This is a genomic window from Arthrobacter sp. MDT1-49-2, from assembly GCF_059090185.1.
Genome location: NZ_JBNHFK010000008.1, coordinates 78,831 through 100,506, shown reverse-complemented (window position 1 = coordinate 100,506; position 21,676 = coordinate 78,831). Strand labels below are relative to the sequence as shown.

General features: G+C 64.4%; 16 protein-coding genes. 9 read left to right on the top strand and 7 right to left on the bottom strand.

All coding sequences use genetic code 11. The features are described 5' to 3' along the window. The first annotated feature begins 319 nt into the window (after window positions 1-319). The 3 genes from AC5RTS_RS12225 (at window position 320) to AC5RTS_RS12215 (ending at window position 5,313) form a co-directional block, all read left to right on the top strand. Window positions 320-1,207, top strand: coding sequence for a ParA family protein (locus AC5RTS_RS12225; protein WP_493992390.1), 888 nt, complete (start codon window positions 320-322; stop codon window positions 1,205-1,207). A 103-nt stretch (window positions 1,208-1,310) separates the two neighbouring features. Continuing rightward, on the top strand, window positions 1,311-2,714 hold the full coding sequence (locus AC5RTS_RS12220) for a ParB/RepB/Spo0J family partition protein (RefSeq protein WP_493992288.1): 1,404 nt from the start codon (window positions 1,311-1,313) through the stop codon (window positions 2,712-2,714). Window positions 2,715-4,809: 2,095 nt separating this feature from the next. Next, complete coding sequence (locus AC5RTS_RS12215) at window positions 4,810-5,313, top strand: immunity protein CdiI family protein (protein WP_493992287.1); 504 nt, start codon at window positions 4,810-4,812, stop codon at window positions 5,311-5,313. A 1,247-nt stretch (window positions 5,314-6,560) separates the two neighbouring features. Here AC5RTS_RS12215 and AC5RTS_RS12210 read toward each other — a convergent pair. Beyond that, the gene (locus AC5RTS_RS12210) at window positions 6,561-7,559 is read right to left on the bottom strand and encodes a DMT family transporter (RefSeq protein WP_493992286.1); all 999 of its coding nucleotides are present in this window, start codon (window positions 7,557-7,559) and stop codon (window positions 6,561-6,563) included. Window positions 7,560-7,631: 72 nt separating this feature from the next. Between AC5RTS_RS12210 and AC5RTS_RS12205 the strand changes: the two genes are divergently transcribed. Then, entirely contained in the window at window positions 7,632-8,540 is a 909-nt protein-coding gene (locus AC5RTS_RS12205) for a LysR family transcriptional regulator (RefSeq protein ID WP_493992285.1), read from the top strand. A 20-nt stretch (window positions 8,541-8,560) separates the two neighbouring features. Here AC5RTS_RS12205 and AC5RTS_RS12200 read toward each other — a convergent pair whose 3' ends face one another. From AC5RTS_RS12200 to AC5RTS_RS12175, 6 genes are all read right to left on the bottom strand, one after another. Continuing rightward, the gene (locus AC5RTS_RS12200; RefSeq protein ID WP_493992284.1) at window positions 8,561-9,751 is read right to left on the bottom strand and encodes a peptidoglycan-binding protein; all 1,191 of its coding nucleotides are present in this window, start codon (window positions 9,749-9,751) and stop codon (window positions 8,561-8,563) included. 12 nt (window positions 9,752-9,763) lie between these two features. Then, window positions 9,764-10,090: a thioredoxin gene (gene trxA, locus AC5RTS_RS12195; RefSeq protein WP_227903108.1), complete on the bottom strand. Its 327-nt coding sequence runs from the start codon at window positions 10,088-10,090 to the stop codon at window positions 9,764-9,766. Window positions 10,091-10,115: 25 nt separating this feature from the next. After that, window positions 10,116-11,159 (bottom strand): thioredoxin-disulfide reductase, encoded by a 1,044-nt coding sequence (gene trxB / locus AC5RTS_RS12190; protein WP_493992283.1) that lies wholly within the window; start codon window positions 11,157-11,159, stop codon window positions 10,116-10,118. A gap of 172 nt (window positions 11,160-11,331) precedes the next feature. Continuing rightward, complete coding sequence (locus AC5RTS_RS12185; protein ID WP_493992282.1) at window positions 11,332-12,822, bottom strand: ABC transporter substrate-binding protein; 1,491 nt, start codon at window positions 12,820-12,822, stop codon at window positions 11,332-11,334. Window positions 12,823-12,987: 165 nt separating this feature from the next. Beyond that, on the bottom strand, window positions 12,988-14,649 hold the full coding sequence (gene murJ, locus AC5RTS_RS12180) for a murein biosynthesis integral membrane protein MurJ (RefSeq protein ID WP_493992281.1): 1,662 nt from the start codon (window positions 14,647-14,649) through the stop codon (window positions 12,988-12,990). A 64-nt stretch (window positions 14,650-14,713) separates the two neighbouring features. Continuing rightward, window positions 14,714-15,193: an NUDIX hydrolase gene (locus AC5RTS_RS12175; RefSeq protein ID WP_493992389.1), complete on the bottom strand. Its 480-nt coding sequence runs from the start codon at window positions 15,191-15,193 to the stop codon at window positions 14,714-14,716. 194 nt (window positions 15,194-15,387) lie between these two features. On the opposite strand from AC5RTS_RS12175, the gene AC5RTS_RS12170 reads away from it, so the two are divergent. The 5 genes from AC5RTS_RS12170 (at window position 15,388) to AC5RTS_RS12150 (ending at window position 21,673) form a co-directional block, all read left to right on the top strand. Next, complete coding sequence (locus AC5RTS_RS12170; protein ID WP_493992280.1) at window positions 15,388-16,908, top strand: CCA tRNA nucleotidyltransferase; 1,521 nt, start codon at window positions 15,388-15,390, stop codon at window positions 16,906-16,908. Continuing rightward, on the top strand, window positions 16,909-17,565 hold the full coding sequence (locus AC5RTS_RS12165) for a histidine phosphatase family protein (RefSeq protein ID WP_493992279.1): 657 nt from the start codon (window positions 16,909-16,911) through the stop codon (window positions 17,563-17,565). Between the two features lie 802 nt (window positions 17,566-18,367). Next, entirely contained in the window at window positions 18,368-18,490 is a 123-nt protein-coding gene (locus tag AC5RTS_RS12160; RefSeq protein WP_493992278.1) for a hypothetical protein, read from the top strand. A 153-nt stretch (window positions 18,491-18,643) separates the two neighbouring features. Next, entirely contained in the window at window positions 18,644-19,888 is a 1,245-nt protein-coding gene (mshA, locus tag AC5RTS_RS12155) for a D-inositol-3-phosphate glycosyltransferase (RefSeq protein WP_493992388.1), read from the top strand. A gap of 105 nt (window positions 19,889-19,993) precedes the next feature. Next, window positions 19,994-21,673, top strand: coding sequence for a formate--tetrahydrofolate ligase (locus AC5RTS_RS12150; RefSeq protein WP_493992277.1), 1,680 nt, complete (start codon window positions 19,994-19,996; stop codon window positions 21,671-21,673). Window positions 21,674-21,676 lie beyond the last annotated feature (3 nt).

The following is a 21,676-nucleotide window of genomic DNA, read 5'->3' as shown; positions in this document are numbered from 1 at the left end:
TGCCGCAAAACGAATTCCCCCCTTCGCCGCACTCGGTTCGGCCTTCTCATTTGGCAGGAAGCAACCCCAGGTGATTGCTAAGCAGGAAGTTCCGGTTCCTACCGGCCCCAGCGAGGTCGTCGTCGAACAGGAAATGCCCGCTCCTGAGGTTGTCGAGCAGGAAATACCGGCTGTTGTTGTTTCACGTGAAACCGAAACATCAGAACCGCGGCAGCCCGCCCAAACTGAAAGCAGTGCCGAACTCGTGCCGGCGCCCCAAGCTATCGAAGGTGGTGTATCCGATGGAGACGCCTTAGCGGTGTCATCATCGGTAGACGTTATGGACTTGATGGACGAGAGCACCCCGCTGGCACGTGAATTGGCCAGCGAAAGCAAGCGCCGGGAGAAACTCCGGGGCCGTGTCCTGCCGCGCCCTGCCCAGACCAGAATCATGACGGTCAGCAACCAGAAGGGCGGCGTGGGTAAAACGACGACGACGGTGAACCTTGCCGCCGCGCTGGCCACCGCCGGCCAGAATGTACTTGTGATCGACATCGATCCGCAGGGCAACGCCTCAACCGCGCTTGGCATCGACCACCGTGCGGACGTGGAGAGCATCTACGATGTGCTGATCAACGACCTGCCCCTGTCGAACGTGGTCGCGCCGTGCCCGGACATCAACAACCTCATCTGCGCTCCCGCCACCATCCACCTGGCCGGTGCCGAAATCGAGTTGGTGTCCCTGGTGGCGCGCGAGCAGCGGCTGCGCCGGGCCATCGACGTGTATGCCGCGGAACGCGAAAAGCAGGGTCTTGAGCGGCTGGACTACATCTTCATCGATTGCCCGCCCAGCCTGGGGCTGCTGACCGTGAATGCCTTCGTTGCGGCCCGTGAGGTGCTGATTCCCATCCAGTGCGAATACTACGCACTCGAAGGCTTGAGCCAGCTGCTGAAGAACATTGAGATGATCCAGAAGCACCTCAACGCCGATCTGGTTGTTTCCACGATTCTGCTTACTATGTACGACGGCCGAACCAACCTCGCCGCCCAGGTGGCGGCGGAAGTGCGCGAGCACTTCCCCGAGCAGGTGCTCGGAGCGGTGGTTCCTCGATCGGTGCGGATCTCTGAGGCTCCCAGTTACCAGCAGACCGTGATGACATATGACCCCTCGTCCAGCGGGGCGCTGTCCTACCTCGAAGCCGCCGCGGAAATCGCCCAGCGCGCCTAGAGACACCCCGGCCCGGTTCACCGGACAACGTCCGGCCGCGGCTTAGAATACTCTCACAATCAATCCGTGCCGCTTGTAGTGTGCATAAGGGAAGGACTTACCCATGGCCGAAAAGCGTCGTGGTTTAGGCCGCGGTCTGGGAGCTTTGATTCCTAGCAGTGCGGAGCCCGAAGAATCGTCAAACGCCGGGCAGTCCGCTTCGGGCAGCGGACGTCCCGTGGATCTGTTTTTCGCGGCTGCGGATGATTCCCGTGCCCAGGCCGGCGGTGCCGGACCCCGCCGCGGTGCAGGAATTAACAAAGAAGCACTGCGTGGACCTGCGAAAAGGGCGACCACTCGCGGTTCCATGACCAAATCCGGCACCGGTACGGCTGCTGAAACCGCGCATGCCGCGAGTGAGGCGGTAGCTCCGGCGATCTCCGCACCTGCCAAGCCGGCACGTAAGTCCGCCGCACGCGCGGTGGAGGGCCAGGAGGGCGCCAGCGAAGCTAAGACCGCGGCGACGGCCAGTAAGCCCTCCGGCAAGGCCTCAAAGGCGGCCAAGCAGCCCGTCAAGTCCGCCCAAGGACTGACGGAAACCTCCGTGCCGGAGGCTCAGGCACCCGTTGAGTCCGCTGCGAGTGATGTTTCCCGTGAAACATTGGCCGATAAGGCCGAGCCGGCGGCTTTGCCCGAGGGTCTCGTTCAGGTACCCGGTGCGACGTTCGCCGAACTGCCCATCGATTCCATTCACCCGAACCGGAAGCAGCCCCGGTCGGTCTTTGATGAAGACGATATGGCGGAGCTGGTCCACTCCATCCGTGAAATCGGCGTGCTGCAGCCCATCGTGGTGCGGCCTTCTGCCGAGGGAGATCCGGAACACCCCTACGAACTCGTTATGGGTGAGCGTCGGTGGCGGGCAACCCGTGAGGCGGGACTGGAGTTTGTTCCTGCAATCATCCGGTCCACGCAGGACGTGGATCTCCTGCGCGACGCACTCCTGGAAAACCTGCACCGGAGCCAGCTGAATCCTCTCGAAGAAGCAGCTGCCTATCAGCAGCTGCTGGACGACTTCGAGTGCTCACACGAAGAACTTGCTGACCGGATCGGCCGGTCCCGCCCGCAGGTAACCAACACCCTGCGGTTGATGAAACTTCCTCCGCTGGTCCAGAGGCGTCTGGCCGCAGGTATCCTCTCCGCCGGTCACGCCCGTGCACTGCTAGGCCTGGGTGACCCCGCCGAGATGGAGAAACTTGCACAGCGAATCGTAGCTGAGGGCTTGTCTGTCCGCGCGACAGAGGAGATTGTCTCCCTTGCAGACGGATTGAAGAAGCCGGCAAAGAACGCAAAGCCGAAACTGGGCGCCCGGCACGAGCGCCTGGATTACCTGGCCTCGTCCCTGTCTGATCGGCTGGACACGAATGTGAAGATCACCCTCGGCGCCCGCAAGGGCAAGGTCAGCATTGAGTTTGCCAGCGTTGATGACCTGAACCGAATCATGGGAGTTCTGGCTCCACCCAATTCGTAGCATCCACGCCTCCAGTAAGCGTCGAATGGCCGCTGTTTCACGTGAAACAGCGGCCATTGTGGTTTCCAGGGGGCGCAGGGCGCAGGCACGGGTACAGACTATGCGGTGCCCCGGCAGTGCTAATGATGGACGGAGGCCTATGCTCGGAGTCTGCGGGTCGTTGAACCCCAATAACCCGTAAACAACGACCCCGTAAACCGTCTTAGGCCCTGAGTCGACGCAGGTATTGGTGCCGTGTGGTTTCACGTGAAACGGTGTATTTTGCGGCACCCGGTGTCAGGCTAAGCGCCCCTCCATGAAGGTTATAGGCACTCGGGCCCGCACCGGTATTGACACCTTGAAGATGGTTCCGACCAGGTGGCTACCCAAATAGCCGGCCGGTTGCTCATGATAAGCACACTAGACGCCTGTACTAGACTCCTGTACTGGACCGCTTGTATCAGGATGCCATGTGCCTGTCCCGGCTAGCTGTGATGCGGAAACAACGCCCACACCCGGATTTCTTGGGTCCTCGGCCTGAGCGTCACGGTACTTCAGGGCAGGCCGCCCTCATGAAAACCAGTTCGATTGCAAGACTATGCGGGTGGTCGCCGCCCATCAACCCAGAGTTTCACGTGAAACTGTATGGACGCGGGCGTCTTCAAAAGCCATAGGTCTGGAGTGCTGGCGAACCCGGGAACAGACGCCACCCGGTCCCGGAGCGCTGCCCCGCCCCGTACGCGATTCTTGGCGGGAAATGTGACAAGTTAGGGCATTAGAAGAACGACTGAACTGGACATTGAACCAAGGTTTTCGGTGCGCCGGCACGGTGGAGGGGGATGCGTTCTACCCCTGCTGGACCGCGGCAAACCCTGTCATTCTCGTCCAACAGAGGCAAGGCTGGCCTGGCGGTCGTCGCATTGTTGGTCATGCAATTGCTTGAGCTGCAATAGACAGTAGTCGGCTAGGCCGTGGGAAAGCTGCCCAAGACGGCACTAATCGGAACATGTTCCACGTGAAACACGTGCAGAACCCAAGGAGATCGGGGTTTCCGCATGCTTGTGGCAGCCCGGTGCGGGAGCATGTGACGGTGATAATGGGTCTCCTGACACGTCCACCTGACACGTCCAGACTGTATCGGTGCCATCTCACACATGGAGCCAGAAGCAGGGCCAGGTCCTGTGGCAGTGAACGCTGTTGTCCGGTGCCGCAAACGCTGCCTCAGCAGTTATGGACTGTACTTCTCCGAACCAGGTATCGTCCAAGGGCCAAGCCCCAGCACGCTGTTCGGTTCATCACCCCGGAAAATGCCTGAGTTTTCTCTATGCGATGCCGGCTTGCATACGCAGCAGCCTGCTCACGGGTACAAGTTTCACGTGGAACATCTACCCGACTGAATGAAGGTATCGACGTCAGACCGCATGCCATTGCGTCTCCGAACCCTGCGCCGTGACGGACTCTCAATACTTCGTACGCGCCCCGTGATACATGCGGCACTCTCACTAACAGACCCACCCAGGATGTGCACCAGCGGTGTTTGTTGCAGGGCCGCTCCAAGATGATCGGCCGTGTCATTAGAGTAATTCTCCATAACTCAGCTCGGCTGGGAGAACATAGTTTCACGTGAAACGGAGTGCGAACCGTGACGCGTCACCCGGGACGCAAACGGAGTGCCTTCTGAAAACCTTGACCTCAGTTCTGTACTCGCGCTTTGGCACCCCTCGCTTTCATGCAGGGAGGCCTACCGTTAGCGGAAGGTGTAGAGCGCGCTTGAGTGTGCCACGCACCCGCCGAGCCGTTCACGGCATTGTGCGTAGAGGGGGCCGGGACAAGTATGCGTGAGAGAGCGTAACGATCGGGCGTCCTACCGGCCGTGCGCGTGACGACAGAGAATACCGAGAACCCGGTCCGTCAAACCTTTGGCTCATGTCAGTGCGGCTCGGTTATCCCACCGGTACAGGGATCCTGCGAGCAGAGAGACTCGAACCTCTGCCGCCGCGGGGGATCCGACGCGTAAGGAATCTGCTCCGCTGCAACGCCCGCACCCTGGGAGGATTATCGAGGCAGCAGGTGTGGTTACGCATCCAATGCGCGAACACGGCGGTAGGCTCCTGCCATGACACCCCCGGATTCCGGTCACCCGCTGACTGTGCGCATGTTCCCGGACTATGCCGGGACGGTGCTTTGGCTGGCCGGTCCTGTTGGATATGAGACCAGCGGACTGACGCCGGGACTCATCAGCGCACTCCGGGCATGGGAAGGGTCCTACTACCAGTCTCTGACCTCGGACTTGGATTGGGTGTCTGCAGAAGCCGCCCAGCGGTTCATTGCCACGGGTGAACACCTCGCAGGGTGGTTGGCGGACGAACTCGGTGAGGGGTACCAAATTGAGTTCACGTCCTACGAAAAAGGCAGAGCACCTGTCCGCCTATTCCGCTCCGCCGGTCAAGCACGCAACACCGAAGCGGTTGCCAGGTTCAATGCCCTCGCCACCGCACTGCAGGAACAGGTGGACGAGGGCAGCAAAGCGCACGCTGACCGACAGCGGGGTAAAGGGTGGTTCGCATGGGCGCCACTGACAGGAACTTCTTTCAAGGGACGACGAAGGGGGCGCAGGTAATCGACCGACCCAAGGTCGATCACGGCCGGCAAACACCTGTCCGGCTCGCGCTGGGCTAACTGCCAACCTCCCCGGAGCTCACTGCTCCTGTGCCGCCTCGATCTTGTATCCAACTCGTGGTGGTGCGGGCATCGCAGTGATGTTGCCTCGGGTGCCGGCTACCCGGTTTCCCACAACGTCCGCGAGAAAGGCAAAGGCGCGCGATCATCCGACTGCGATGCACGCCGTGTTTGTCCACCATCCGGCATCGCTCCGGCTCTTGCTGTTAGTTCCTGCGGCGGGCAGTGCCACCACATACTGACGGCGCGGGCATGGAACGCGTGGGATCCTGTGTGGGGGTTCCTGACCACCAGTGAGCCGAGACCCTGGCACTGGCTGCGGCACTGCCCACCATGCTACTGCGCAGTGCGCTGAGTCCCTGCAGCGACCACTTAACCAGGTGGATTCACTCCTTGGAGGGACACCGCCTGTCGGCAATCAATGCACCGCGTTTCGCAGGTGTCAACGCGTTCATGCGTCAGCCTGGCGGACAGTGCTTTTGCCTCGAACCTGCCTGGGAGAACGGGTGCCGGTTCTGGATCGCGGCCATCCAGCGGGGTGGTCTATGCGGGTTCGCGGGTCTTGGTGTTTCCTGCCGGGCATCGGGATCTGTAGCGGCAGGTACGCCGGTCCCCATCGATCCGGTCCAGGCTTTCGCAGTGGCGGCATGGTCTTCACAGCCTGCTCGGTCCGCTCCACCACGCCGACGATCACGGCGGGGGAGGCGGTGGGAAAGTCACGGGGCACGGGCGCACTCATCGCAGCACAGGTACCCCGTAGCCGGCTCACGAACGGGAACAACGACCGCAGTCCCCGGCAGGAGGCAAGAGCCGAGAACAATGCCCCACGCCGTTTCACCGGGGGTACCCTCGGTGGATGCGAGCAGAACTGATTGACCCCGGGACCAAACCACGCAGGTCGATGCGCCCACCTACCGGGTGTACTTCTGGGCCGGCAACCGGGCGAAGGAAGAGTGGGAGCTTTCAGAAGCTGACTTGTATGAGGTGATCGAATGGATACGTTCCACGGCCAGCGGCAGGTCCTACAGTCTTTGCGCCACTGCACGCACGCCCGGCGATGCTTGTCGTATCCGTCTCCAGGGGATCGATGCGGATGCCGCGTCGTGGCTGGCTTGGGCGTCTCCCGTCTCCGGCTAGCAGCACACCCAGGAGCTCCCTGAATGGCACGGGGGATGCGCGCAGGCAGGATCAAACCGTGCCCGGCAGGGATTCTGCAGGCCTCCCGGCCGGGACCGGTTTGTGTGCCCTACGGTGACGTGCTTCCGCCCGCAACCCGACGTAGGTACCAAGGATAATGAGGGCCGCTCCCACAAGGCCGGGAACTGCCAGCGTTTCCCGGCCGAGGGTGATCCCTATCAGGACGGCCCAAATGGGTTCGGTGCCCATGAGGAGGCTGGCCCGGGAGCCCGAGGTTTGCTGGATGGCCCACGTCTGGACGAGGAACGCGAAAACGGTGCATGCCAACCCGAGGTAGAGGACACCGCTCCATTCACGCAGTTCGAATCCCTGCACGGCCTGAAGTACGCCCCGATAATCGGCAAGGGTGTAGACCCCCGCGCAGACGGCACTTTGGGTCAGGGTAAGGTTCAGTGCGCTGAAGCCGCGCCCCCGGGTCAACGCCGAGACGGCAGTGACGTGGATGGCGCGGACAAGGGCGGCGGAGAGGACGAGCATGTCCCCGAGGCCGGGCGCGGCGAATCCGTCGTCGGAGACGAGCAGGCAGACTCCCACAACGGCGACGATGCCCGCTATGAATACCGTGCGGGGAACCTTCACCCGGAAGGCAATGCTCTCGGTAAGCGGGGTGAAAACGATGACGAGGCTGATGATCAGCCCGGCGTTCGTAGCGCTCGTACCCGCAATCCCGTGCGTCTCAAGAAGAAGCACAGCCGCCTGGGTACAGCCCAGAACGACGCCGACAGCAAGTTCGCGGCGCGTTGTCCGGCGGCGGCTCCAGATCAGACAGATTACCGACAGCGCCAGGGCGGTGATCAGGAAACGCAGCGAGAGGATGACGCTTACACCAACTGTGCCGGTGAGGTTTTTGGCGGCCAGGTAACTGCTGCCCCAGACGATGGCGACCAGGAGCAGCATCAGGTCCACTTTGCGCAAAGCAAGGAACGAAGCGACCCGGCGGCGTTGTTCACCGCGTGTATTTGTGTCGGGGATCAGTAGTGAGGAAGGCACCCTTCGAGTCTGGGACAGAGCAATTCATAAGACTAGGGGGCAAATTCTGAAATGTCGGTTTAGTCTCTACTTATGGATCTGCATCAGCTGCAACTGCTTCGTGAGTTGGGCGAGCGGGGCAGTCTCTCCGCCGTGGCCCGGGCGTTCCACGTTTCCGCGTCAGCGGTTTCCCAGCAACTCACCGCTCTGCAGCGCCGTGTTGAGGTTCCGCTGACCGAACGGAGGGGGCGGAACCTCGTTCTCACGGACGCCGGTCAGGCCCTGGCCCGGGCAGCGGTGGACATCAGCGTTGCGATGAGCTCCGCCGAACAGGCCGTGGCCGGCTACCTGCAGAACCCTCGAGCGACGGTCCGGATCTGCGCGTTCAACAGCGCCGGCCTTACGTACTTCCGCCCCCTGCTCGAAGCACTGTCCGCAGAGGGAAGCCCGCAACTTATCTGCCATGACCGCGATGTGGGACAGGAGGGCTTCCCGGCTCTGGCTGCCGACTTCGATCTTGTCATTGCGCACCGTCTGGAGCACAGCAATCCCTGGCCCGAATCAATCAGTGTGCTGCCGCTGCTGCGGGAACCCCTCGACGTCGCCATGTCGGACGGGCACCGGCTCGCCGGGGCACCGGATGTCAGTGTTGCTGATGTGGCTAATGAAGACTGGGTGTCGGTCCAGGACGGTTTTCCGCTTCAGCCGGCTCTGCAGGCACTTGCCGTTTCCGCGCGGCAGCCCCTGAACATCACGCATCGGATTAACGAGTTTTTCATTGCGGCCTCGGTTGTCGCTGCCGGCTCTGCGATTGCGCTGATGCCCCGTTACACGGCATCTCCGCCTCAAGACAGCGGTGTGGTTCTCAAACCCATTCATGACCTGCCCCTGGCCCGGCACGTAGACATCCTATGCAGGCCGGAAGCCCTCCACCGGACTGCTGTGCGGCAGGTTCTCAGCATCCTCCAGCAGATTGCGGCTCCGGCCCGCGCAGCAGACTGACACCGGTGTGAAGGACGGGCTCAGAGCCCGGAAACCCGCCGGGAATCGGCCTCTTCCATGGGGTTGAACTTCAGGACGTCATCGAGGGCGAGGGTGCCCGTGGGCTGGTCCTCTTCCTCCAACAGGTACAGCCGCTGGATGCCGATGACAATGGAATCGGCCACGGTCTGGCGGAAGACCGGATCGGCCAGCCGTTCGGCGTCGTGCGCGTTGCTCAGGTAGCCCAGATCCAGTCCCACCGACGGGACGCCAGGGACCTTCAAGGTGTCCCAGGTGCGGGCATGGACACCCAGGTTGTCCATGTCGGTGCGCGCACTGAGTTCCTTCATCAGCAGCACGGCGGCGCGGTGCCCGATGGGGGAGCGTGCCTCGCCGGTGCCCGGCAGGCCCCAGTAGTAGGCGGCAATGCCGGAGGCGGCCTGCTGGTCCAGCCAGTCGCAGTGGATGTCCAGGTTCAGGCTGGGCACGCTTGACCGTGCTCCGGGGGAGTCGGGTGCTGCTTCGGATACGGGCGGAACCAGCCGGGCACCGAACTCCCGGAGGATGCGTCCCACCCGGCCGGCGATGTCAGTGGTGACGAGCTGCCCGGTCAGGGGTTCGCCGCTGAGGCGTTCGGCGGTATGCGGCGAGGGAAGCTCGGAGCGGCCGATATTGACGGAGATGAGCCGGCCGCGCAGGGCGGCTGTGGACCGGTCGAGCCGCTCGTAGTCCCGCAGGGCAAACGCCTGGCTGGGCGAAATAGCGCGGTTGACCCGGGACATTGCGGTCATGGTGTCGCCGTCACAGACACCGCTGCCGGGCAGGCCCAGATTGTGCTGCAGCTCGGCAACGGCGTAGCGGGTGCGTACACCGAAACTGCCGTCGATGTGCCCGTAGTAGAACCCCAGGTGAGAAAGGTGGCGCTGCAGCTCAGCGACGTCGTCGCCCCGCAGCGGTGAACCTTCGATGTGGCTCAGGGTGCGGTCCCCGAACTTGAACTGAGCCTCCTGCAGCGCCCGCTGGGTATCCGGGCCGGCTACGCCGTCCACAATGAGCCCGCGGCTCTGCTGGAAAGCGCGGACGGCAGCATCCACATGGTCATCGAAAATCGTGGGGTCGTTAACGGAATCCGGTGCCAGATAGGACAGGGTGACGCCGGCGTGTAGTAACGCTTCACGAAGCGTTACTACACGCCGGCTGGCATCCCGCCTGCGCAGGCTATCGCCGTGCATGGTTCTTGGTGCTTACTTCAGGAAGGCCGCGAATTCCTGTTCCAGGACCTGCTTGGGCTTCGCGCCGATGGACGTTGCGGCCACTTCACCGCCCTGGAAGACGTAGACGGCGGGAATGGAGGTGATGCCGTACTGGGCGGCGATGGCGGGATTGTCATCCACGTTCACCTTCACCACATCCACCTTCTCGCTGTACTGGGCAGCAATGTCATCGAGGATGGGGGACAGCATGCGGCACGGGCCGCACCATTCGGCCCAGAAGTCCACGATGACCGGCTTGTCCGCCTGCAGGACGTCGGTACCGAAAGAAGCGTCGGTTACTGCTTTTGCACTGCTCATTTTGCTCTCCTTACGAGAAACGGAACTAAAGGGCTGCGTGTTCGGAAACGGCCTCGGCCGGCGGGGTGGGGACCTCCGCGGCCGTGGGCACGGAGTCACCGAGGTCCGCAAGGTAGTGTTCGACGTCGACGGCGGCCACGCAGCCGGAGCCGGAAGCGGTGATCGCCTGGCGGTAGGTGGGATCGATGACGTCGCCTGCGGCGAAAACGCCCGGCAGGGAGGTCTTGGAGGTCCGGCCGAGGACGGCGATGGTGCCCTCTTCGGTGAGTTCCAGCTGCCCGCGGACGAGGTCCACCCGGGGATCGTTGCCGATGGCGACGAAAACGCCGGTGACGTTGAGTTCGGACTCCGTGCCGTCCTTGGTGCTGCGCAGGGTCAGGCCGGTCACCTTGTCCTCGCCGTGGATGGCGGCAACTTCCGAATCCCAGGCGAAGCGGATCTTTTCGTGCGTCAGCGCACGGTCCTGCATGATCTTGGAGGCACGCAGGCTGTCACGCCGATGCACCACAGTCACGGAGGCTGCGAACTTGGTGAGGAACAGGGCCTCTTCGAGGGCGGAGTCGCCGCCGCCGATCACGGCGATGTCCTGTCCCTTGAAGAAGAAGCCGTCACAGGTGGCGCACCAGCTCACGCCGCGGCCGGAGAGCCGCTTCTCATCGGCCAGCCCCAGTTCCCGGTATGCGGAACCGGTGGAGATAATGACGGCGCGCGCCTGGAAGGTCTCGCCGGTACCGATGGTTACCCGCTTGATGTCGCCGTCGAGCTCAACCTCGGTGACGTCTTCAAAGAGGATTTCCGTGCCGAAGCGCGCGGCCTGCTTCTCGAAATTAGCCATCAGGTCCGGGCCCATGATGCCCTCCGGGAAACCGGGGAAGTTCTCCACATCGGTGGTGTTCATCAGTTCGCCGCCGGCGGTAACCGAACCGGCAATCACCAGCGGTTTGAGGTTGGCGCGCGCCGTATAGATGGCAGCGGTGTAACCGGAGGGGCCGGAACCGACAATGATGACATCCCGGACGTTGCCGGCAGCAGCGGAGCCGTCATTGGCTGCGGAGTTTGCGGTGCTCACTGGGCGGTGAACCTCTTCCTTGTTGAACTTTGCGGACGCGGCCCCTTGCGGGAACGCTCCATATGGATCACCCGGCACAACCACTGCCGGGTCCAGCTTATTCCGGCAGCGGTACCGGGGACATGCTCAGGCCCTGCTCCCGGAGTGCCGGGAGCAGGATTGGACATGCGGGTCAGGAAACGCCGATTTCGGCGATCCGGAGTCCCCACGGGTAGGCGGCCTGGACCCCGCTGAGCCGGGGCAGCTGGGTGAAATTGATGATGACGTACCGCGCCGTGGCAGCGGTTCCATCAACCTCGGGCACGGGGATGCTGGTGGTAGGCCCGGTGAAGCCGGTCTGGGCCACCGTCCGTGCGCCTTCCAGGTCCGGTGTGTCATTGAGCATTACCGAGAAGCTGCCGCCGCTGCCGTTGAGCTGGGTGATGTTCACCTCGTTCACCGCGGATTCAGCGCCCAGGTCCACCACCAATGCCAGGCTGGGGGCGAGCCCGCCGAAGGTATCGCTGGCATAGACGTAGCTTGACCAGTAGGAGGACGGGTTCCCGTCCACGATCTGGGGCAGGGCGCCGTCATTGGCCGAGTCCAGCAGCTCGTTGCCGGGAACCAGGCGGGTGATGCCGGCCATCTCCGGCGCCGCGGCGGGCGCTGCCTCGCTTTCCGCCGGGGCGGGCGCCTCGGTGACAGGCGCGGTGGTGGCGGACCCGGCCTCCGGGGTGGAGCTGAACAGCTCGCCCATTTTCCCAAGGTTGCTGACGGCGAGGACCACGGCGAGGACCAGGACCAGGCTCAGGATGGCGCCGATCAGCACGCGGCCGGATTTGCGGTTGTCCTTCCGGTCCTCGTCGCCGTCGTCCGCGTAGCCGGTATCGCCGTCATCGGTGTCGGTGGAACCGTACTCGTAATCGGCGTCGTAGTTTCCTGCGGCCAGGGCCGATTTCGGGAAGTTCGAGGCCGAGCGGGCGCCGGGGGCAGCCGCCGAAGCGTGCTCGGGCTCGTCATCCTCCCATTTGGTGACCTTGGGTGTGCGTGCCGTGAAGGCCCCGGGCCGGCTGGTGGGGGGAGGGGGAACATTCGCACCGCCGGTGGCTGCTTCGGCGGGTGCCTCTTCGGCTTCGCCGAACTCGAGGTCGCGCTCGGCAGCAGCGGACTCGGCGCCCGCCAACGTGCCCCCGGCTGCGCCGCTGCGGCCGAACCGGGGCAGCTTCGGCAGGTGCGCGCCGGTGATCAGGGGTTTGCGGGGCGCCCTTTCCTCCACATAACGGTCATCCTCGACCGTCTCGGGTTCGTGGGAGCGGGGCATGCCGAAGATTTCTGAGCCCAGGGTGTCGGTGAAGAACGGTTCAACGTACGGGGCATCGCGCTCAATGACGAGATCCAGCAGATCAGCGGCGTTGGCGTTGTTGGTGACGAGGTAGGTGCGGCCGTCGCTGACACCGAGGTCCAGGACCTGGACGTTGCCGTGGCGTTCACCTGTGGCGATTTCGCGGGCACTGGCCGAAACCTGGCTGGCGTTAACGGGGGCAGCCACGAGGATGCTGACGGAACGGTTGAGGACCTGGTCCACACCATCGAGTACGAGGTCCTGCTCCGCTGAGGCCAGCACCTGCGCGGTCACTTTGTACCGTCCGCCCAGCACTGAACCGACGTCTACCGACTGTGGCACGTGTTCCTCCCATGAAAACGGCAATAAGACTGCGTCAGGCGAGCTGACAACTGCGTATATGGATGTTCGTTCACGGACACGGTACGCGGCAGCCTGCCGCAGCCCTGAACTGCCTGCTTTGTTCCCATGCTACCTGCGTCCGTGCCGAATCCCGGCGTCGGCACTTTAGGCAGACCGGCGGATTTTGGCAAGGACGGGCGCGAGGAAGGCATCCAGCTCGGTGACCTTGAGCCAGCGCAGCATCAGGTAGTACGTCCCTGCCATCAGTACGCCGCAGACCAGCATGGCCACCGTGGCGGCGCCCAGTGACTGCCACGCGAAACCGTCCACCGCATAGCCGCCCATCAGCCGCAGCGCCACCGATCCGACGAGGGCCGCACCGAGGGCGGCAACAACCAGCCGGACGTGGACATCAAACACACGGGCCGCACCGTAGTTGCCCAGGCGGCGGGTGAGGAAGATGTGGCTGACGACGACGGCGGCAATGTTGCCCAGGGAGTACGCCACGGCGAGGGCGAAGATGATCTTATCTGCGGGCAGCCTGGCAGCGGCCAGCGCCAGTGCCACACCGAACGCCGAGAGAATGACCTGCATGATCAGCGGCGTTTTCGCATCCTCATTGGCGTAGAACGCGCGGTTCATCAGGAACGTCGCGCTGAGGAAAGGCGCAGTGCAGGCCAGGAGAACCAGGACCTGTGCCTGCAGTGTGGCGGACACATTCGAGCCGCCGCTGAACCAGATGCTGATGGGCCCGGCGAGGACGATCAGCACCGCGGAGCAGAACACGGTGGCCACGCCGATGGCCCTCAGCCCCTGCGAGAGGGTGGCCCGGACGCCGTCGTAATCCTGCTCGGCGTATGCGTGGGACATGGTGTTGAACAGCACCGTCGCCAGCGACAGGGTGATCACCGAATGCGGAATGATGTACAGCATGGAGGCTGTCTCAAGGTTCAGATGGCCCGCGATTTCCTGCCCCATGGCCTGGTATTCAGGCCGGGCGGAGGATGCAATGGTTGCCACCTTCGTGTAGACCAGGTAGGCCCCGTTGCCGATCAGCATGGTGATGATGGTCCACTTGGCCACCTTGCCGGTCTGGCGCAGTCCCACCCCGCGCAGCCCGAAGGACGGCCGCAGCCCGAGCCGGAGCTTGCGCAGCGGAATCAGCAGGACAACGGCCTGCAGCACGATGCCGAGGGTGGTGCTTCCCGCCAGCAGGATGGTCGCCTGGCTGGTCCAGGTTTCCGGGGAGAAGGAGGACGTTTCTTCGCGGCCGATGAAGGTAATGAAGAGGAGCAGCCCGGCAATGGACACAATGTTGTTCACCACTGGAGCCCACATATAGGCGCCGAACCGGCCGTTGGCGTTGAGGATCTGCCCGATCACCGCATAGGCACCGTAGAAGAAGATCTGCGGGAAGAGCCAGTAGGCGAAGGTGGTCGCCAGCGGCAGCTGGGAGGGGTTCAGCGCCGTGACCAGGGGGAGGATCAGGGGGGCCGCCAGTGTGGCCAGTGTGGCGATGACTCCCAGCAGCAGCAGGCAGAGCGTGAGGATCCGGGATACGTACTCCGACCCGCGGTCCGGGCGTTTGCTCGCCCTGATGATCTGCGGAACCAGTACCGCGTTGAACACCCCGCCGGCCACCATCAGGTAGATGAAGTTCGGCAGCACGTTCGCGGAGCTGAAGATGTCGGTGACCAGTCCGGTGTTGCCAATGGCGATTGCCAGCAGGGCAGTGCGGACCAGTCCCAGGACTCGGGATACCAGGGTCCCCGCAGCCATCACCGCGCTGGAACGCGCAGTACTGGGGGCTATATTCTTTTCGGCCATCGTGACCCTATGTTCTCACTTCCGGTCCGGATTGCCGCAACCGGCCTGCCCGAACCGGCGGAGCTCAGAGGTGGCGGGGCAGGATCTCCCGCGCCAGGTCCGCAATGCGGCGCTCATTGGGGAAGGAGAGCCTCCGGCCCAGTTCCGCCAGCGGAACCCACGCAACGTCCACGGCCTCGTGATCCGGATCGTTTTCGATGGTCAGGTGACCGCCGCAGGCTTCGAGCAGGTAGTGGTGCACCGTCTTGTGCACCCGGTGCCCGCTGACCGTGAACCAGTAGTCAATGCTGCCCAGGGCAGCCAGGATCCGGCCGTCAATACCGGTCTCTTCGGCGATCTCCCGGATGGCCGCTTCCGGGTTGTCCTCGTCATTTTCGGGATGGCCCTTGGGCAGGCACCACTCCAGCCGTCCGCCGCGGTTCAGCCGGGCAATGATGGCCACGGGAAGCTGCTCATCGGAGGTGTCCACCACGATGCCGCCGGCGGAAACCTCTTCGACCGTGGGCAGGGGGGCATGTACCGAATGCGCACCCGCGCCACCCATTGACGCAGTCAACGGGGTCCGCTTGGGGGCGCTCGGTACGGGATGGGCCATACTCCCACTGTAACGATCTTTCCCCGGGGATGATGACTGTTGGGCAGCCTGCCGGAGAGGAAGCGGGAACCCTCGGCGTGTCCGCCCGGGAACCCGGCACCCTTGTCGGTCCCCGCTGTTTTATCTGGCACGCTTAAAGCACTATGGCGCACCTTTTTGATAGTTCTGCTTTAAAGTCCCCGCTGCCCGGCGTCATCCCGGAACTGGGCACCCGTTTCGAGGACGCCGGTTATGAGCTCTCGCTCGTGGGCGGACCCGTGCGGGACCTGTTCCTGGGCCGGGTCTCGCCGGACCTGGATTTCACCACCAACGCCCGTCCGGATGACATCATCCGGATCATCAAGGGCTGGGCGGACACCTTCTGGGAAATCGGCCGCGAATTCGGCACCATCGGCATGCGCAAGGACGGCTTCCAGGTGGAGATCACCACCTACCGGGCCGACGCCTACGATCCGTCCTCCCGGAAGCCCGCCGTGGCCTTCGGGGACAAACTCGAAGACGACCTGTTCCGCCGGGATTTCACCATGAATGCCATGGCGCTGAGGCTGCCGTCCATGGAACTGGTGGATCCCTTCGGGGGCGCCCGGGACCTGCATGCAGGCATGGTGCGGACGCCCGGTGCGCCGTCGACGTCGTTCTCCGACGATCCGCTGCGGATGATGCGGGCAGCCCGTTTCGCCTCCCAGCTGCAGGTACAGGTGGCACCCGAGGTGTTCGCGGCCATGCAGGACATGGCCGGACGCATCGGAATCATCTCCGCCGAACGGGTGCGCGATGAACTGACCAAACTGATTAACGGCAAGGCTCCGTGGACCGGGGTGGACCTGCTGGTCGAGAGCGGACTGGCCGAGCATGTGCTGCCCGAGGTGTCCGCATTGAAACTGGAGATCGATGAGCATCACCGGCACAAGGACGTCTACCAGCACTCCCTGACCGTCCTGCGCCAGGCCTGCGAACTGGAAACGGATGCCGACGGCGCCGTGCCCGGCCCGGACTTCGTGCTGCGCTTCGCTGCCCTGATGCATGACGTGGGCAAGCCGTCCACCCGCCGCTTTGAACCGTCCGGTTCGGTGAGCTTCCTGCACCACGATGCCGTCGGCGCCAAGCTCACGGCCAAACGGATGAAGGCGCTGCGGTTCGACACCGACACGATCAAGTCAGTCGCCCGGCTGGTGGAACTGCACATGCGGTTTTACGGGTACGGTGACGCCGGCTGGACCGACTCGGCGGTGCGCCGTTACGTCAACGACGCCGGGCCGCTGCTCGAGCGCCTGCACCGGCTGACCCGTTCCGACGTCACCACCCGGAACCGGAGGAAGGCCGAGCGGCTGGCGTTCGCCTATGACGACCTGGAACAGCGCATTGCCGCGCTGGCCGAACAGGAAGAACTCGCCGCCATCCGCCCGGACCTGGACGGCGAGGCAATCATGGCCCTGCTGGACATCCGTCCCGGCCCGGTGGTGGGCCGGGCCTACCGCTTCCTCTTGGAGGAACGGATGGAGAACGGCCCCCGGAGCGAGGCGGAAGCGGCCGAGCTGCTCCGGACGTGGTGGTCCACACAACCGGAGAGCTCAATGCAGCAGACTGGCCAGACACCTGATACAACGGAAAAAGAAGGCCTGCGGGGGCAGGATGGATCAGGTACAAACGCGAAGGATAAATAAATGAGCAACGGGGACAACTTCGGACCGGCAGTACCGGACCTGACCCCGTCCGGGACCAGGCTGCCCCGCCTGTGGCTCCTGCGGCACGGTGAAACCGAGTGGAGCCGTGAGGGCAACTACACCGGGCTGACGGATATTCCGCTGACGCCCGAAGGTGAAAACCAGGCCAGGGCGGCGCTGGAGAAAATCGGCCCCGTGACGTTTGACCGGGTCCTCACCTCGCCCCTGATCCGGGCCCGCCGGACCGCGGAGCTGGTGGGCTACCCCGACGCGGAGATTGTTCCCCATGCCCACGAGTGGGATTACGGAGACAACGAGGGCCGCAACAGCCGGCAGGTGCGTGAAGAGAACCCGGGCTACCTGATCTGGAAGGACGGGGTGCCCAACGGTGAATCCCTGGCCCAGGTGGCCGAGCGGGCGGACCGCATCATTTCCGCCGTCCAGGCCGGCTCCGGAACCGAAATGGACCGCAATCCGGAGGCCACCCCGGTGGAAAAGGTCCTCTTGGTGGCACACGGGCATTTCCTTCGCATCCTGGCTGCCCGCTGGCTGGGCCTCCCGCCGGAGTTCGGCCGCCACTTCGCCCTCAGCACCGCCGCCGTCTGCACCCTCGGCTGGGACAAACACACCCCCGCCGTAGTCGGCTGGAACCTCTGACCTCCAGATTGTCCCGGCCCGCCGGCCCTGGCTCGGAAAATAATTCCAAAGAATTATTCAAAAGTACTAGGCAGGGCCGGGAAATCTGTTGTATCTTTCTTTTGCGGGCGCTTTTCCAGCCCGCCCAGGCAGAACCGAAAGTAACCCGGAACTAAGTCCAGGTCCCCGCAAAAGGACCCGCGAACAGGAGGTGGAGAGTTATGAATATGAGCATTAATAGCGGCTTCGGCATTGCCGGTCATAATCTCCGGCCGCGGTTCCGGGCTCCGTGGGCGCCGTCCCTTTCCGGATGGCTCTACGCCGCGCACCGGTTTACCGCTGGCCATGGGCCAGCTGTCACCGCCTAAGCGCCGCCGCCTAACCCCTCACTGCACCGCCCGCACCGGATAGCTCCAGCTTCCGGCCACCCGGCCTCCGTGCTCGCCGCCTGCTCTGGGCGGGCGACACGGACTCCTGGCGTCGCGGGTGCAAAGGCAGGCTAAGGCATCATTCCGTCTTGGTCGGGTAATCATCCCGCAAATCGCCCTGACGTAATTATTGCTGCCTTTTGCCGCCTCCTCTTTGTCTTTTTAGACATTTACCTTTCCGTATTTTCCTGTGCCCATTGTGGGCTCCCTTTTTGGAGATTCCAGTGCCTGAATATCCCCTGCCTTATACGTCCATGCCCGAAACCCGTCTTCACTCCGATCCTTCCGCCGACCTGATGCCCGGGAAAACGCCGAAGGCGGCGGAGGCACCTCCTGCGCGGCCTCCCGCACAACGTCCGACCGTCCAACACCACCCGCTGAAGGGGGTGTATTCAATGCTGAAGCGCCTGCACCGTTCCTATCTGCGTGCCAACGCAGCCCACGACGCGCGTCTGGACGCTGCGCTGTCCGGAGAGCAGGGCTACCTGCTGCTGCACTACTTCCATTCCGCGAAGTAGCGGGTGTGCATCTCCCGCCCGATCCGCTTGGGCACCGGCCGCGCCGGGCACCTGACGGTGCCCGGCGCACGTGTTTTAGCCGACAGGAAACAAAGCTGAAGCGCGCGGCGTTATAAAGTCGATAGAGAAGATTTCAGGATGGAAGGGAGCAAGGTGCCCCAGGTCAAACGTGTGGCCATGCTCTCCCTGCACACCTCCCCCCTGGAGCAGCCCGGCTCCGGCGACGCCGGCGGCATGAATGTCTATGTCCGTTCAGTAGCCCTTGAACTGGCCCGTGCGGGCACCGAGGTGGAGATCTTCACCCGCGCCACCGATCCGGAACAGCGGGCCGACGTGCAGCTGGCGCCGGGCGTGACGGTACGCCATGTGCCTGCCGGTCCGGTTCGCCGGGTACCCAAGGAACAGCTGCCTTATCTGGACCTGGCCACCGCGGTTGCCGAGGCACAGCCCTTCCTGCTGGAGGGCGGCTTCGACGTCGTCCACTCCCACTACTGGGTTTCCGGCACAGCGGGCCTGACCGTGGCCCGGCAGTGGGACCTGCCGCTGGTGCACACCATGCACACTATGGCGCGCGTGAAGAATCTGCAGGCCCAGCCGGGGGAGGCTCCCGAGCCGCCGATCCGTATCGACGGCGAACAGCAGATAGTCCGCGGCGCCACCCGGCTGATCGCCAACACCAGCACCGAAGCCGCCGAGCTGGAGACCCTGTACGGCGCGGATCCGCGCACCGTGGACGTCGTGGCACCGGGAGTGGACCTGAACGTGTTCTCGCCCCGCGGCAGGCCGGGCGTGCGGGCCGGCAGGGGTTTCCTGCCCGGAGTGTTCCACGTGGTGTTTGCCGGCCGCATCCAGCGGATGAAGGGCCCGCAGATCCTGGTGGAGGCCGCGGCCGAGCTGCGGCGACGGCGCCCCGATATTCCCCTGCGGGTGAGCATCCTGGGTGCCGGCAGCGGCTCGCAGGTCCTTGACTTGGCCCCGCTGATCCGCGGTCTCGGGCTGCAGGACACCGTCTCGCTGCGCCCGCCCGTGCAACCGCATCAGCTGGCGGACTGGTTCCGCTCCGCAGATGTTGTGGCGGTGCCCTCTTTCAGCGAATCGTTCGGCCTGGTGGCTTTGGAAGCCCAGGCCTGCGGCACGCCGGTGCTGGCCGCGAACGTGGGCGGCCTGCCCAAGGCAGTGCGGCACGGACGCAGCGGCGTGCTGGTCAACGGACACGCCCCCGGACGCTGGGCCGAGGAACTCGAGGCCCTCTACGACGGCACCGAGCGCCGTCGTGCCCTCGGCGAAGGAGCCGCCGCCCACGCGCAGTCCTTCGGCTGGCGGCGCACCGCGATGCTCACCGCAGAGAGCTACCGGGAGGCAGCGGATCAGTTTGCCAGCCGCTCCGTCCGGAAATAGCCGGTAGGCGCGCAGGACACCGGCCCGGCTGATAGCTTGGCTTCCATCCAATGACCCGGCCGCCAACGCGATCCGTTGCCGGCGCAGCGGAAGGAAACGCGGCATATGCGCACCAATGTTCCGACGGACCTGGAAATCTCCCGGGCGGCCCGGCTCCGGCCTGTCGCCGAGGTGGCAGCAGCGGCCGGCATTCCCGAGGAGGCCTTGGAACTCTTCGGCCGTTATAAGGCCAAGGTGGACCCGGTACTTCTGCCGGGGAACAGGACTCCGGGCCGGGTGGTGCTGGTGACGGCGATGAGCCCGACCCCTGCCGGTGAAGGAAAATCGACGGTCACCGTTGGCCTGGCCGACGCCCTGCACGGTGCCGGGAAGAACGTCTTTATCGCCCTGCGGGAACCGTCCATGGGCCCGGTCCTGGGCATGAAGGGGGGAGCAACCGGCGGCGGCTACTCCCAGGTGGTGCCCATGGAGGACATTAACCTGCACTTCACCGGCGACTTCCACGCCATTACATCGGCGAACAATGCGCTGGCCGCCCTCGTGGACAACTCCATCTTCCAGGGCAATCCGCTGGGGCTGGACCCGCGGCGGATCACCATCAAACGCGTCCTGGACATGAATGACCGCGCCCTGCGGGAGATCGTCATCGGGCTCGGCGGCCCCGCCCAGGGAGTGCCGAGGCAGGACGGCTTCGACATCACCGTTGCCTCGGAGGTGATGGCCGTCTTCTGCCTGGCCCGCGACCTCACCGACCTCACCGAACGCCTGGCGCGGATCACCGTGGGCTACACCTACGACCGCCGGCCGGTGACGGTGGCGGACCTGGGCGCCGAGGGAGCCATGACGCTGCTGCTGCGGGATGCACTGAAACCAAACTTCGTACAGACCCTGGCCGGGACGCCGGCGCTGGTTCACGGCGGGCCCTTCGCCAATATCGCACACGGCTGCAACTCGGTCATCGCCACCGCCACCGCGCGCCGGCTCGCCGACATTGTGGTGACCGAAGCGGGCTTCGGCGCCGATCTGGGCGCCGAGAAGTACCTGGATATCAAGTCCCGGGTGGCCGACGTCGCCCCGGATGCAGTGGTGGTGGTGGCCACCATCCGCGCCCTGAAGATGCACGGAGGAGTGCCGCGGGAGCAACTGGCCGAGGAGAACCTGCCCGCGCTGGAGGCCGGCACGTCCAACCTGCGGCGCCACCTGGCAAATATCCGCCGGTTCGGCATCAACCCGGTGGTCGCGATTAACCGCTTCACCACCGACAGTGAGGCGGAGCTGCGCTGGCTGCGCGAATGGTGCGCCACCGAAGGCGTGGATGCCGCCGTCGCCGATGTCTGGGCGAACGGCGGCGGCGGGCCGGGCGGGGATGAGCTGGCCGCAACGGTGCTGAAGGCGCTCTCCCGGCCGGTCGACTTCCGGTTCCTGTATCCGGATGAGCTGCCCGTGGAGGAAAAAATCCGCACCGTTGCCCGGGACATCTACGGCGCGGCGGACGTTGAGTTTGCGCTGCCGGCCCGGCGCCGGCTGGAAGAGATCGCCGCCCGCGGCCTGGAGCACCTTCCCGTCTGCATGGCCAAAACGCAGTACTCGTTCTCCGACGACGCCACGGCCCTGGGGGCGCCTTCCGGATTCACCATCCATGTGCGGGACCTGTCCGTCAAAACCGGCGCCGGCTTCGTGGTGGCGCTGACCGGGGCGGTCATGACCATGCCCGGGCTGCCGAAGGCCCCCGCCGCACTCAACATGTCCGTTGCCGCGGACGGCACGCCCTCGGGCCTGATCTGAACC

What these genes read in the sequence shown, in the direction of transcription:
- AC5RTS_RS12220 (WP_493992288.1), top strand. Translation starts at nt 1,311, where the DNA reads ATGGCCGAAAAGCGTCGTGGTTTAGGCCGCGGTCTGGGAGCTTTGATT.
- AC5RTS_RS12165 (WP_493992279.1), top strand. Translation starts at nt 16,909, where the DNA reads ATGAGCAACGGGGACAACTTCGGACCGGCAGTACCGGACCTGACCCCG.
- AC5RTS_RS12205 (WP_493992285.1), top strand. Translation starts at nt 7,632, where the DNA reads ATGGATCTGCATCAGCTGCAACTGCTTCGTGAGTTGGGCGAGCGGGGC.
- AC5RTS_RS12200 (WP_493992284.1), bottom strand. Translation starts at nt 9,751, where the DNA reads ATGCACGGCGATAGCCTGCGCAGGCGGGATGCCAGCCGGCGTGTAGTA.
- AC5RTS_RS12175 (WP_493992389.1), bottom strand. Translation starts at nt 15,193, where the DNA reads ATGGGTGGCGCGGGTGCGCATTCGGTACATGCCCCCCTGCCCACGGTC.
- AC5RTS_RS12225 (WP_493992390.1), top strand. Translation starts at nt 320, where the DNA reads ATGGACTTGATGGACGAGAGCACCCCGCTGGCACGTGAATTGGCCAGC.
- AC5RTS_RS12170 (WP_493992280.1), top strand. Translation starts at nt 15,388, where the DNA reads ATGGCGCACCTTTTTGATAGTTCTGCTTTAAAGTCCCCGCTGCCCGGC.
- AC5RTS_RS12160 (WP_493992278.1), top strand. Translation starts at nt 18,368, where the DNA reads ATGCTGAAGCGCCTGCACCGTTCCTATCTGCGTGCCAACGCAGCCCAC.
- AC5RTS_RS12215 (WP_493992287.1), top strand. Translation starts at nt 4,810, where the DNA reads ATGACACCCCCGGATTCCGGTCACCCGCTGACTGTGCGCATGTTCCCG.
- murJ (WP_493992281.1), bottom strand. Translation starts at nt 14,649, where the DNA reads ATGGCCGAAAAGAATATAGCCCCCAGTACTGCGCGTTCCAGCGCGGTG.
- trxA (WP_227903108.1), bottom strand. Translation starts at nt 10,090, where the DNA reads ATGAGCAGTGCAAAAGCAGTAACCGACGCTTCTTTCGGTACCGACGTC.
- AC5RTS_RS12150 (WP_493992277.1), top strand. Translation starts at nt 19,994, where the DNA reads ATGCGCACCAATGTTCCGACGGACCTGGAAATCTCCCGGGCGGCCCGG.